Raw genomic sequence first — 13,007 nt, 5'->3', positions numbered from 1 at the left:
CTCGATTTGTCGCACTGTGTTTTCCGGCTTCCTCGAGTAGTGAGGTCATGTGTCGGGCATAGACGTGCGCCCTGGTCGATCCGTCGGGTCGAACTGTGCATGCGAGAAGTTGAACGGGAGAAGTCGGCCGGATAACGATATCGCTCTCCGGTCGTTCACGCGCAAATTCTCGTTTATAACCGTGTCGCGATGGGGTACCGATCATGGATCGCGTTCACGACGCCGGATGAATGGCGGCGAGCGGTATCGGAAATGCGGTCGAATAATTATCGTCCGCCGGTGTGGCCGATAATTTCCAGATGTCTGGACATATTTTGTTCCACTTTCATGGCATGGGCTGGTTCCCGGCGCCGTCGGCCTGGCTGCGGTCTGCTTCGGGTCGCGTCGGCCGCGGTCGGTTCCGCTCGCGTGCGCCGGACTGCGCGCTGTCTTCTACGATCCGGCGTCGTCCGGCGTACCCCACCTTCGCTCCGGCCGTGCGCGGGCTGAGGGCGGACTACGTCCGGCAGCGCACATTAGGCTGAGGAGGCGCGGGAATAGCGGCCGGTGCCCGCGCTGTTGGCGCAACCGGACGACAACGACGCGACAGGGAGTCAGGGCACATGTTCACAGGCATCGTCGAGGAACTCGGCGAGATCGTCGCCAGCGAGCAGCTGGCCGACGCCGCGCGGCTGACGATCAAGGGCAAGCTGGTGACCTCCGATGCCGGACATGGTGATTCGATCGCCGTGAACGGCGTGTGCCTGACCGTCGTGGACGTCGTCGGCGGCGACTCGTTCACCGTCGACGTCATGGCGGAGACGCTCAACCGTTCCAGCATCGGCACGCTGGACGTCGGCGCGAAGGTCAACCTGGAGCGCGCCGCCGCGCTGAACAGCAGGCTCGGCGGCCACCTGGTGCAGGGTCACGTCGACGGCACCGGCACCGTGCTCTCGCGAACCCCGTCGGAGAACTGGGACGTGGTACGGATCTCGCTGCCGGAGAACCTCGCCCGCTACGTGGTGGAGAAAGGTTCGATCACCGTCGACGGTATCTCGCTCACCGTCTCCGGCCTCGGGGTCTCCGACGAGCCCACCGGGACCGGCACCAGGGACTGGTTCGAGGTCTCCCTGATCCCCACCACGCTCGCGATGACCAACCTCGGCTCCGCCGCCGTGGGCACCACCGTGAACCTGGAAGCCGACGTGATCGCCAAGTACGTCGAACGCCTCCAACAGCGCGGCTAGCCGTGTCCCACCCGCTCGTCCCGGTCCGCATGAGAAGAAGGTGCGCGACCGCGAGCACCGTCCGTGGGTGGGTGCATGCGGCGCCGCAGGCGCGGCAAAACAAGCACAGTACTGTGGTGAGGCACCCGTTTCGAGATGGAGCACAGCAGACGTGACCAGGTTCGACAGCATCGAGCGCGCAGTCGCCGATATCGCCGCCGGTAAGGCGGTCGTCGTCGTCGACGACGAGGACCGCGAGAACGAGGGCGACCTCATCTTCGCGGCGGAAAAGGCCACCCCGGAGCTGGTCGCCTTCATGATCCGCTACACCTCCGGTTACATCTGTGTCCCGCTCACGGGTGACGATTGCGATCGGCTCGGCCTGCCGCCGATGTACGCGATGAACCAGGACAAGCACGGCACCGCCTACACCGTCTCGGTGGACGCGCGCGAGGGCATCACCACCGGCATCTCCGGCGCCGACCGCGCCACCACCATGCGGCTGCTGGCCGACGCCAACGCGAAGGCCGACGACTTCACCCGCCCCGGTCACGTGGTGCCGTTGCGTGCCAAGGACGGTGGGGTGCTGCGCCGTCCCGGGCACACCGAGGCGGCCGTCGATCTGGCGCGCATGGCCGGTCTGCGGCCCGCGGGCGTGATCTGCGAGATCGTCAGCCAGAAAGACGAGGGCCACATGGCTCGCACGGAGGAGCTGCGGGTCTTCGCCGACGAGCACGAACTCGCGCTGATCTCCATCGCGGACATGATCGCCTGGCGGCGTAAGCACGAGAAGCATGTGGTGCGGGTCGCCGAGGCGCGCATTCCCACCGCGCACGGCGAGTTCAAGGCGGTCGGCTATCAGAGCATCTACGACGAGGTGGAGCACGTCGCGCTGGTGCGCGGCGATATCAGCGCCGGCGAGGACATCTTGGTCCGCGTCCACTCGGAGTGCCTGACCGGTGACGTGTTCGGGTCGCTGCGCTGCGACTGCGGTCCGCAGCTGGACGCCGCGCTGGAAATGGTCGCGGCCGAGGGCCGCGGTGTGGTGCTGTACATGCGCGGCCACGAAGGGCGCGGCATCGGCCTGATGCACAAGTTGCAGGCGTACCAGCTGCAGGATTCCGGACACGACACCGTGGACGCGAATCTGCAGCTGGGGCTGCCCGCGGATGCCCGCGATTACGGCACCGGCGCGCAGATCCTGGTGGATCTCGGCATCCGCTCGATGCGGTTGCTCACCAACAACCCGGCCAAGCGGGTCGGCTTGGACGGCTACGGTCTGCGGATCACCGAGCGGGTGCCGATGCCGTTGCGCGCCAACGCGGAAAACCTGCACTACCTGCGCACCAAGCGGGACCGGATGGGGCACGACCTGATCGGGCTGGACGAGCTCGATCTCGGCGAGACGGCGCACTGAACTGCGAACAGATCGGAAAGGCGGACATCGATGAGCGGTACCGGGGTACCGACTTTCGCGTTGGAGGATGCCAAGGACCTCTCCTTGGGCATCGTCGCCTCGCGCTGGCACACCCAGATCTGCGACACGCTGGTCGCGAATGCCGAGCGGGTGGCCAAGGACGCCGGCGTGCGGCACATCACGGTGGTGCGCTGCGCGGGCGCCATGGAGCTGCCGGTGGTCGCCCAGGAGCTGGCCAGGTCGCACGACGCGGTGGTCGCGCTCGGCGTGGTGATCCGCGGCGACACACCGCATTTCGAGTACGTCTGCGACGCGGTCACCGCCGGGCTCACCCGGGTTTCGCTGGACGAGGGCACGCCGGTCGCGAATGGGGTGCTCACCACGAACAACGAGCGCCAGGCGCTGGATCGGGCGGGGCTGCCGGAGTCGCATGAGAACAAGGGCGAGCAGGCGGCGGCCGCGGCGCTGGACGCCGCGCTGACGCTGCGCGCCCTACGGCAGTCCGCGTAGCGATGCCGGTCGTCCGTATTTTCCGGAGGAACACGGTCTCGGCGGCGGCGCGCGCCGATGCGCCCGAGTGGGACTTCGAGGTGCGCCCGCGGCGGGCGGTGCGGACGGCCCGGGTCGTGGCGGTACTGATCGCTGCTGCGTTCACCGCGGGCGGTATCTGGCTGCGCAGCGGGCCGACCGGCGTCAACTTCCGTGTGGCCGACCAGATCGCGATGATCGGGATCGGCTTGCTCGGTGCCGCGGCGGTGCTGTTGCTGACCAGGCCAAGGGTGCGGGTGGGCCCGCGCGGTGTGTCTGTGCGGAACGTCTTGGGCGACAACGATTTCCCGTGGGAGTACATCCGAGGCGTGTCGTTCCCGGATCGGAAGTCCTGGGCGCGTTTGGAATTGGTCGGCGACGACTACGTCCCGATGCTGGCGATCCGCTCCAACGACAAGGAGCACGCCGCGCGGGCGATGGCGCGGCTGCGCGAACTCGGCGCGAAGTACTCCGAGAGCAAGTGATCACTCCGGGCGCGTCGACCGAGGCGTGCAAGCCCGGCTTCGTCCGTCTCGCGCGGGTCTCGCCGCTGGTCTAGCCTCGCCGGTATGGAGCCGGGTGCGTTCGTCCTCGCGGCGGCTTTCGCCGACGATCCACTGATGATCTACTTCTGGCCGCGTTCACCGCGACGGTATAAGGCCTTGCCGCTGTTCTGGGATTCGCGCATCGCGTCGCGCAGGAAGAACGGGCTGGTCGACCTCGCACACGACGCGGAAGGAAACCTCGCCTGCGTGGCGCTGTGGGAACCCGCGGGTGTGGTGTCGCCTATGGCCGAGCCGCTGACGTTGCTGCGTGCCATGGGGCGCAGCACGAAGCGTGCGGTGGCCGCCGCGCGGCAGATGGAGCAGGCGCGGCCCGCGACGCCGCACCTGTATCTGGCCGCCATCGGCACGCTGCCCGGCGCGCAGGGGCGAGGACTGGCGACGTCGCTGCTGGAGCGGAGGCTGTCATCGGCCGAGCAGCCCTGCTTCCTGATCTCGAACAGCCACGGGACCGTGCCGTTCTATCAGCGCTTCGGGTTCGAACCGCAGGGTGAGTTGACGATCGGCCACGGTCCCGTCGTATACCCGATGCTGCGGACGAACTGAGTTCCAGAGCCGAAGCCATTTCGCGACGTCCGCCGTCCTCGGCAGGGCTCTATCGACGGACGCCAGCGACGGATGACGGCCTGGTGCTCCGACCGTCGCGGTGCTGGAGCGAGAGCACGGCCGAGATCCGGCGCGGCCGGCTCAATGGGTGTGGGTGTCGCCGAGGACCGCGCCCTCACGGCGGGGATCGGCGCCGCCGATCCACCCGTCCGGGCCGTTGCGTTTCAGGGCGCTGAGGCCGCTGGTTTGCGGCGCGACCGACACCTGGTGACCGAGTTGCCGGAGCCGGAGCACGAGCGGGTCGTGGTCGCCGTTGTCGGCCGCGTTGATCGCCGGATGCTCGCCGCCGACCCCGGTGGACGGGCTGTTCCCGGCGCCGAAGGCGACCGCGGAGACCGCTTGTTGCGGGTCGAGGCCCCAATCGAACATGTTGACCAGGGTTTTCACCACGAACTGGATGATCACCGAACCGCCGGGCGAACCGGCGACATGGGTGAGCTGGCCGCGTGCGCCATCGGGGCCCTTGTCGAACACCAGCGTGGGACTCATCGAGCTGCGCGGACGCTTGCCCGGCTGGACACGGTTGGCCATCGGCACGCCGTCGGCGCCGAGCGGGTCGGCGTTGAAGTCGGTGAGCTGGTTGTTCAGCACGAAGCCGTCGACCAGGTGGAACGAACCGAACGCGGACTCGACGGTGGTGGTCATGGCCGCCGCGTTGCCGTATTCGTCGACCACCGAGATGTGGCTGGTGCCGTGCTCGGGCGGCTGCGGGCCGACGCCCAGCGGAACGGGGCCGAAGTCACCGGGCTGCGCGGTGCCCATGCTGCGGCCGCGATCGATCAGCCCGGCGCGCTGCCGCAGATAGTCCTTGTTCAGCAGGGTCTGTGCGGAATTGCCGGGCAGCGGAATGAAATCCGTGTCGGCCACGTACTTGTTGCGGTCGGCGTAGGCGAGACGCTCGGCCTCCGCGATGATATGCACGGCTTCGGCGTTCGGCCGTCCGCCGTTGCGATCGATATTGTCCGGCCGCATGGTGGCCAGGTCGAAGTTCTCCAGGATGCCCAAGGTGGCGGCGACGGCGATGCCGCCGGAGGAGGGACTGGGCATGCCGCAGATCTCGTGTCCGCGGTACCCGGTGCACAGCGCCGTGCGCTTCTTCGCCTGGTAGCCGGCCAGGTCCTCGGTCGTGATCAGCCCCGGCGTGCGCCCGCCGGACGACCGGCTCGTGGCCTCGACGATGTCGCGGGCGATGGCGCCGGTGTAGAAGGCCTGCGCGCCCTCCGAGGCGACGGCGCCGAGCGTCTTCGCCATCGCCGGATTGGTGAGTACGGTCTCGGCGGCCTTCGGGCTGCCGTCCGGGTTGAGGAAGTACGCCTTGGCGTCCTCGTCGAGCGCGAGGTCCTTCGCCGACTCCGCGATCTGACCGGCGAGGCGCGGACTGATCGGGAACCCCTGATCGGCCAGTCCGATGGCGGGGTCGAACAGCTCACGCCACGCGGTCTTGCCGTGGTCGCGGTGCGCCAGCTCGAGCATGCGCAGCACACCCGGCACCCCGATGGAGCGGCCGCTGGAGCGCGCGTTCGGCTTGGGCTCGGTGCGATCGGTGTCGCTGATCCAGCGCAGATAGTTCTCCGTCGCGGCCGCCGGAGCCACTTCGCGGCCGTCGTAGGCGTCCACGGTCTTCGTGTTCGCGTCGTAGTAGAGCAGGAACGCTCCGCCGCCGATGCCGGACGCCTGCGGTTCCACGAGCCCGAGCACCGTCTGCGCCGCGATCAGGGCGTCCGCTGCCGTTCCGCCGTCGCGCAGCACCTCGCAGGCGGCCTTGGTCGACACCGGGTTGGCGGTGGAGACCGCGAACGTGTGCGTGCGCACCGGCGTCATGTTCGTGCGATAGCCGCTCGCTATCTCCGGGTTGGTGCTCAGGTCCTTGGTGCCGCTGCCCGCAGGGCCGGTCGCGGACGCGGTGACCGGCGTGCCGTTCGGGACCGTCTCGCAGACACCGCCTGCTCGGTCCGCACCGGACGAACAGGCCGTCACCATCCCGATGGTCAGCACGAACGCCGCCGCGGGGGCGACCCAGGTTCCTCGCTTGCGCGCCATGCGGGGGACTCTATCGCCCGCCACCGCCCGCTTGCCCGGCTTTCCTTCCCACGGACGAAATCGCCCTGGCCGCAGCGAGTGTCGAGAACGGCAGCCGAACCGCATCGAAACGGGTAGCCCGGCGGGGCGTCGGTAGGCTGGTCGAGTGACGATCGAGGCGGTGCTGTTCGACTTCTCCGGGACCTTGTTCCGGCTGGAGGACGACGAATCCTGGTACGCGGATCTGACCTGGCCCGACGGGCGGGGGTTCGACGTCCACGAGAAGGCCGAGATCATGCGCAGGATGACGGCGCCGGTGGAGCAGATCGTGGAATTCGACGCCGAGACGAAGTACGCGTGGGACAACCGCGATCTCGATCCCGCGCTGCATCGCATCGCCATGATGGAGGTGCTGCGCAAGTCGGGCGTCCCCACCGACGAGGACGCCGAACGACTGTATGCCCGGCTGCTCGACCCGCTGGAGTGGACGCCTTATCCCGACAGCGAGGCCGTCTTGAATCTTCTCGCGGCACAGGATGTTCCGGTCGCGGTGGTGAGCAACATCCCCTTCGACATCCGCCCGTCGTTCGCGGCACGCGGCTGGGACCGCCTGGTCGGCGCGTTCACGCTCTCCTATGAGGTCGGCGCCATGAAGCCCGACCCGGAGATATTCCACTCCGCCCTGGAGGAACTCGGCGTATCCGCCGACGCGGCCCTGATGATCGGCGACAGCGCCGAGGCCGACGGCGGCGCCGCCGCGCTCGGCAGCCGATTCGCCCTGGTGGAGGCCTTGCCCACCGCCGAACGCCCGGACGCGCTGCTGACTGCTTTGCGCCGGCACGGGCTCCTGGAGTAGACGGTGTCACTACGAAATATCCGTTTGCCGAAGCCCGAGTTTCTCGGGTCGCCATCGTGTTACCGTGCGAATCGACGTGTTCGTCAGTGCGTCGGTTCGTTCGGTACCAACGGGGGTACGGGTGTGAGCATGGCGTTTTCGGGTGAGGAGCCGTCCGTCGGCGTGGAAACGGCCATGCCGGAGGCGATTCGGGACGTACGGGAAGCCGTCGCGGGAATGGCGGGGTTCGGGCTCGCGTATCCGGTGCTGATGAACCTGACGCGCGGTGGCGACGCGGCGGCCATGGCGTCCACTCAGTTCTGTGTCGCCTGGGCGCTCGGCCTGCTCGTCTTCGGGTTCGCCGAGGGCGCGCACATGGTGCGCGGCCTTGCGCTGGCGCTGGCGATCCTGCAGGCCGTGGTCGGGTGCTCCGCGCTCCGCGACCTCGCGACCGTCCCGCCCCTGATCGGGGTCGTCGCCGCGGCCTATTCGCTCGGCACTTCGGCGGTCGTCGTGCACCTGCTGTGCCTGCCGGACGCCAAGGCGTGGTTCGGCGTCCGGGAGCCCTGACGGCGCGATGCCGCCGTGCCGGGCTGTCGGTCCCGGTCATTAGGCTGAATGTGTGGCAGATCCAGCGACGTACCGGCCCGCGCCGGGCACGATTCCCGTCGAACCCGGTGTCTACAAATTCCGGGATGCCCATCGGCGGGTTATCTACGTCGGCAAGGCCAAGAGTCTGCGCAGCAGGCTGAACTCCTACTTCGCCGACGTGGCGAACCTGCACCCGCGCACCAGGCAGATGGTCACCACCGCCGCGAGCGTCGAGTGGACGGTCGTCTCCACCGAGGTCGAGGCGCTACAGCTGGAATACAACTGGATCAAGGAATTCGATCCGCGCTTCAACGTCCGCTACCGGGACGACAAGTCCTATCCGGTGCTCGCGGTCACGTTGAACGAGGAGTACCCGCGGTTGTTCGTCTACCGTGGCGCGCGGCGCAAGGGCGTCCGGTACTTCGGTCCGTACGCGCACGCCTGGGCGATCCGCGAGACCCTCGACCTGCTGCTGCGGGTGTTTCCCGCGCGCACCTGCTCCAACGGAGTCTTCCAGCGGCACAGGCAGATCGGGCGCCCTTGCCTGCTCGGCTACATCGACAAGTGCTCGGCGCCGTGCATCGGACGGGTGAGCGCCGAGGAACACCGCGGGATCGTCGAGGACTTCTGCGACTTCCTCGCCGGCCGCACCGACCGCTTGGTCCGCGAGCTGGAGCGGCGCATGCACGACGCCGCCGGAGATCTGGACTTCGAAGCCGCCGCCCGGCTGCGCGATGACGTGCAGGCGCTGCGCCGCGCGCTGGAGAAGCAGGCGGTGGTACTCGGCACCGGCACCGATGCCGACGTGATCGCCTTCGCCACCGACGAGCTGGAGGTGGCCGTGCAGGTCTTCCACGTGCGCGACGGCCGGGTGCGCGGCCAGCGCGGCTGGGTGGTCGACAAGTCGGGCGACGCCGTCGACGTCCCGGAGGCGGGCGGCGAACTCGCCGCGTTGGTCGAACAGTTCCTCACCCAGTTCTACGGCGAGCAGGTCGCCGTGGTCGAGCAGGGCGCCGACGAGCAGCCCGCCACCGTGGTGCCGCGCGAGGTGCTCGTGCCGGAGCTGCCCGCCGACGTGGAGCAGGTCCAGCAGTGGCTGTCGGAACTGCGTGGCTCGGCGGTGAAGGTCCGGGTGCCGCAGCGCGGGGACAAGAAGGCGCTCGCCGAGACCGTGCAGCGCAACGCGATGGAGGCGCTGGCCCAGCACAAACTCAAGCGAGCCGGTGATCTCACGTCGAGATCGCAAGCGCTGCAAGATATTCAGGACGCACTGGACCTCGACACCGCGCCGCTGCGCATCGAATGCGTTGACGTCAGTCACGTGCAGGGCACCGACGTGGTCGCCTCGCTGGTGGTCTTCGAAGACGGCCTGGCCCGCAAATCCGAGTACCGCCACTACACGATCAAGGAGGCGGCGGGCGAAGGCCGTTCCGACGACGTCGGCAGCATCGCGGAGGTGACCCGCCGCCGCTTCCTCAAGCTGCGCCGCGAACGGGACATGGTGGAACAGGAAGACCTCGCCGCGACCGAAGGCGACGGCGACGCGCTCGACCTCACCTCGCGGCCCGGTATCGATCCCCGCACCGGACGCCCGCGCAAGTTCGCCTACCCGCCCAACCTGTATGTGGTCGACGGCGGCGCGCCTCAGGTCGCGGCGGCCGCCGAGGTGCTCGACGAGCTCGGCATCACCGATGTCGCCGTGATAGGCCTCGCCAAACGGCTCGAGGAGGTATGGGTACCCGGCGAGAGTGATCCGGTGATCCTGCCGCGCAACAGCGAGGCGCTGTATCTGCTGCAGCGGGTCCGCGACGAGGCGCATCGCTTCGCCATCACCTTCCACCGCAGCAAACGTTCGCGCAGGATGATCGCCTCGGCGCTGGACTCGGTGCCCGGCCTCGGCACGGCGCGCAGGACCGCGCTGGTGACCCATTTCGGCTCGGTGGCCAAGCTGAAGCAGGCCACGGTCGAGCAGATCACCGAGGTTCCCGGCATCGGGGTGGCTACCGCGAAAGCGGTCCTTGCGGCGCTCCGGTCCGAATAGTCAGTCGACAGTGCACCGGAAGATTCGGTTTCGCGTACGTTGTGTGTCTGCGCCCGATACCGAGACCGGTGCGCGATGATCGGAAGGCACCCGAGAGACGGATCCGGTAGGACATGACACGCGTCGAATCGAACAGCAGTGCGGGCTCTGCGCCGACGAGCGCGGGACGAGCGGGCTCGTCCGGCACCCTCGCCGGGGTGAACTCGCAGGTCGAGGTGGTGATCGTGACCGGGCTCTCGGGCGCGGGCCGCGGCACCGCGGCCCGCGTGCTCGAAGACCTCGGCTGGTATGTGGCCGACAACCTACCGCCCGAGCTGTTCGGGCGGATGGTCGAACTGGGCGCGTCCGCGAAGCCACCGATCCGGCGTCTGGCGCTGGTCATGGACGTGCGCAGCCGGTTCTTCACCGGTGACCTGTCCGTGGTCACCGAACAGTTGCGGCCGCTGGGCGTGCGCACCAGGGTGCTGTTCCTGGAGGCCTCCGACGACGTGCTGATCCGCCGCTTCGGCTTCGCCCGGCGCAGGCATCCGCTGCAGAGCGAGAGCAAGGACGGCACGCTGTCGGCGGGCATCGCGGCCGAGCGGGTGCGTCTTTCGGCCGTGAAGACCGCCGCGGACCTGGTGATCGACACCACCGAGCTGTCCATTCACCAGTTGCACCGCAAGCTGGAGGAGGCCTACGGCGGCGGCGCGCCCACCGCGCTGCAGCTCACCGTGCAGTCCTTCGGCTTCAAGTACGGGGTTCCACTCGACGCCGACATGGTGTTGGATGTGCGTTTTCTACCTAATCCACATTGGATACCGGAGTTGCGGGAACATACAGGCCAAGAGTCGGTGGTCAGCGAGTACGTGCTTTCGCGCCCCGGTGCGGACGATTACCTGCGCACCTGCCACCACCTGGTCGAGCTGACGACGAACGGCTACCGCCAAGAGGGGAAGCGATACATGACGGTCGCAGTGGGCTGCACCGGAGGCAAGCACCGAAGCGTCGCGATAGCCGAAGCACTGGGCGAACTGATGAGTGAGGTCACCGGCGGGCCGGAGGAATCCGCGGATGTGGTCCGTGTGGTGCATCGAGATCTGGGGCGCGAATGACCGGTTGGGAATCCAATCCCAGCATCGTCGCGCTGGGTGGTGGCCACGGACTGTACGCGACACTGACCGCCGTGCGCCGGCTGACCAGGAAGATCTGCGCGGTGGTCACCGTCGCCGACGACGGCGGGTCCTCGGGCCGGCTACGCGCCGAACTGGGGGTGCTGCCGCCGGGGGATCTTCGCATGGCGCTGGCCGCCTTGGCCGCTGACGCCGACGGAGTCTGGACGCGAACCGTCCAGCATCGTTTCGGCGGCACCGGCGCCCTGGCCGGGCACTCCGTCGGCAACTTGATCCTGGCCGGGCTCACCGAAGTGCTCGGCGACCCGGTCGCCGCGCTCGACGAGGTCGCCAGGATGTTGCGTATCACCGGACGGGTGCTGCCCATGTCGCCGATCGCGCTCGACATCGAGGCGGATGTGTCTGGGCTGGAAGCGGATCCGAGGGTGAGTCGCTGCATTCGCGGCCAAGTTGCCATCGCCACGACGCCCGGTAAGGTGCGGCGGGTGCGGCTGATTCCGTCCGACCCGCCGGCCAGTGCCGAGGCCACCTCGGCGATCGAGCACGCCGACGTCGTCGTGCTGGGCCCGGGATCGTGGTTCACCAGCGTGATTCCGCACGTGCTCGTGCCCGAACTGCGCGAGGCGCTGGTGTACACCAGGGCGCGCAAAGTGCTCGTGCTCAACCTCGCCGCCGAGCCGGGGGAGACCGCCGGGTTCTCCGCGGAGCGGCATTTGCATGTATTGTCCCAGCACGCACCGGAATTCGTGGTCGACGAGGTGCTGGTGGACTCCGGCTCGGTGCCGGAGGGACGCGAGCGGGAACATGTGGCCAGGGCTGCCGAACAGTTGCGGGCGCGAGTAACCTTCTCCGATGTCGCCGAAGCGGGAACGGACCGGCATCACCCCGGAAAGCTTGCCGCCGCACTGGATCAAGTGATCCGGCAACCTCGGCCGCAAATGGCAGGGCTTCGAGTCGAGGGACGGCACATGGGTCAGGATGTGCGTTCCGGGTTGGGTGGAAAGGAGCGCGTCTCGTGGCGATGACAGCCGATGTGAAAGACGAGCTGAGCAGGCTCACCGTCGCACAGGTCAGTTCCCGCAAGGCGGAACTGTCCGCTCTGCTGCGTTTCGCGGGCGGCCTGCACATCGTCGGCGGCCGGGTGATCGTCGAGGCGGAGGTGGACATGGGGTCCATCGCGCGCAGACTGCGCCGGGAGATCTTCGAGCTCTATGGCTACGGCTCCGATGTGCACGTGCTCGGCGCGGGTGGGCTGCGCAAGACCTCCCGGTACGTGGTGCGCGTGTCCAAGGAGGGCGAGGCCCTGGCCAGGCAGACCGGTCTGCTCGATGTCCGCGGTCGTCCGGTGCGCGGCCTGCCTGCGCAGGTCGTCGGCGGCAGCATCGCCGACGCCGAAGCCGCTTGGCGCGGAGCGTTTCTCGCCCACGGCTCGCTCACCGAGCCGGGACGTTCCTCCGCGCTGGAGGTCAGTTGCCCCGGTCCGGAGGCGGCGCTGGCGCTGGTCGGCGCGGCCCGGCGGCTCGGGATCACAGCCAAGGCGCGTGAGGTGCGCGGCACCGACCGTGTCGTGGTACGCGACGGCGAGGCGATCGGCGCGCTGCTGACCAGGATGGGTGCGCACGGCACCAGGATGGTGTGGGAGGAGCGCAGGCTGCGCCGCGAGGTTCGCGCCACCGCCAATCGGCTGGCCAACTTCGACGACGCCAACCTGCGCCGCTCGGCGCGGGCCGCGGTCGCCGCGGCCGCCAGGGTGGAACGCGCGCTGGAGATCCTCAGCGACGACGTGCCCGACCACCTCGCCGCCGCGGGCAAGCTGCGCGTGCAGCACCGCCAGGCCTCGCTGGAGGAACTCGGCCAGCTCGCCGATCCGCCGATGACGAAAGACGCTGTGGCGGGCCGGATTCGGCGGCTGTTGTCGATGGCCGACCGGCGCGCCAAGGAGCTCGGCGTGCCCGACACCGAATCCGCCGTCACGGCCGAGCTGCTCGACGAAGCCTGAGGCTCTATCCGCCGCCCGGCCGTGGTATCGGGCGTGTTCGATCTCGGAACTTTTCTTGGTCAGGCGTCTGACCAGGCATGCCGTCCTCACG

Annotated in this window: 12 protein-coding genes; 11 read left to right on the top strand and 1 reads right to left on the bottom strand. The window is 68.7% G+C overall.

Annotated features, from left to right (window positions below; genetic code table 11):
* Positions 1 to 602: 602 nt before the first annotated feature.
* The 5 genes from ACWPXK_RS15075 (at position 603) to ACWPXK_RS15055 (ending at position 4,259) form a co-directional block, all read left to right on the top strand.
* The gene (locus ACWPXK_RS15075; protein WP_454196738.1) at positions 603 to 1,226 is read left to right on the top strand and encodes a riboflavin synthase; all 624 of its coding nucleotides are present in this window, start codon (positions 603 to 605) and stop codon (positions 1,224 to 1,226) included.
* Positions 1,227 to 1,377: 151 nt separating this feature from the next.
* Positions 1,378 to 2,622, top strand: a complete 1,245-nt coding sequence (locus ACWPXK_RS15070) for a bifunctional 3,4-dihydroxy-2-butanone-4-phosphate synthase/GTP cyclohydrolase II (RefSeq protein WP_454196737.1) — start codon at positions 1,378 to 1,380, stop codon at positions 2,620 to 2,622.
* Between the two features lie 30 nt (positions 2,623 to 2,652).
* A complete protein-coding gene (ribH, locus tag ACWPXK_RS15065; protein WP_454196736.1) occupies positions 2,653 to 3,132 on the top strand; it encodes a 6,7-dimethyl-8-ribityllumazine synthase in 480 nt (159 codons plus the stop codon).
* A 2-nt stretch (positions 3,133 to 3,134) separates the two neighbouring features.
* The gene (locus ACWPXK_RS15060; RefSeq protein ID WP_454196735.1) at positions 3,135 to 3,635 is read left to right on the top strand and encodes a PH domain-containing protein; all 501 of its coding nucleotides are present in this window, start codon (positions 3,135 to 3,137) and stop codon (positions 3,633 to 3,635) included.
* Between the two features lie 84 nt (positions 3,636 to 3,719).
* Positions 3,720 to 4,259: a GNAT family N-acetyltransferase gene (locus tag ACWPXK_RS15055; protein ID WP_454196734.1), complete on the top strand. Its 540-nt coding sequence runs from the start codon at positions 3,720 to 3,722 to the stop codon at positions 4,257 to 4,259.
* Between the two features lie 141 nt (positions 4,260 to 4,400).
* Here the strand turns inward: ACWPXK_RS15055 and ACWPXK_RS15050 are convergent, their stop codons facing one another.
* A complete protein-coding gene (locus ACWPXK_RS15050; RefSeq protein ID WP_454197048.1) occupies positions 4,401 to 6,299 on the bottom strand; it encodes a gamma-glutamyltransferase family protein in 1,899 nt (632 codons plus the stop codon).
* A 205-nt stretch (positions 6,300 to 6,504) separates the two neighbouring features.
* On the opposite strand from ACWPXK_RS15050, the gene ACWPXK_RS15045 reads away from it, so the two are divergent.
* The 6 genes from ACWPXK_RS15045 (at position 6,505) to whiA (ending at position 12,916) form a co-directional block, all read left to right on the top strand.
* Positions 6,505 to 7,194, top strand: a complete 690-nt coding sequence (locus ACWPXK_RS15045) for an HAD family hydrolase (RefSeq protein ID WP_454196733.1) — start codon at positions 6,505 to 6,507, stop codon at positions 7,192 to 7,194.
* A gap of 129 nt (positions 7,195 to 7,323) precedes the next feature.
* Positions 7,324 to 7,743 (top strand): hypothetical protein, encoded by a 420-nt coding sequence (locus tag ACWPXK_RS15040; RefSeq protein ID WP_454196732.1) that lies wholly within the window; start codon positions 7,324 to 7,326, stop codon positions 7,741 to 7,743.
* A gap of 52 nt (positions 7,744 to 7,795) precedes the next feature.
* Positions 7,796 to 9,805: an excinuclease ABC subunit UvrC gene (uvrC, locus tag ACWPXK_RS15035; RefSeq protein ID WP_454196731.1), complete on the top strand. Its 2,010-nt coding sequence runs from the start codon at positions 7,796 to 7,798 to the stop codon at positions 9,803 to 9,805.
* Between the two features lie 113 nt (positions 9,806 to 9,918).
* Complete coding sequence (rapZ, locus tag ACWPXK_RS15030) at positions 9,919 to 10,899, top strand: RNase adapter RapZ (RefSeq protein WP_454196730.1); 981 nt, start codon at positions 9,919 to 9,921, stop codon at positions 10,897 to 10,899.
* A complete protein-coding gene (locus ACWPXK_RS15025; protein ID WP_040780004.1) occupies positions 10,896 to 11,942 on the top strand; it encodes a gluconeogenesis factor YvcK family protein in 1,047 nt (348 codons plus the stop codon). Before rapZ ends, ACWPXK_RS15025 begins: the two co-directional genes overlap by 4 nt.
* Positions 11,933 to 12,916 (top strand): DNA-binding protein WhiA, encoded by a 984-nt coding sequence (gene whiA / locus ACWPXK_RS15020; RefSeq protein ID WP_364322509.1) that lies wholly within the window; start codon positions 11,933 to 11,935, stop codon positions 12,914 to 12,916. Before ACWPXK_RS15025 ends, whiA begins: the two co-directional genes overlap by 10 nt.
* Positions 12,917 to 13,007: the final 91 nt, after the last annotated feature.

This window comes from Nocardia sp. Marseille-Q1738, assembly GCF_965283145.1.
Note: the sequence above shows the minus strand (reverse complement) of the source record. Positions and strands in the feature narration are given on the sequence as shown.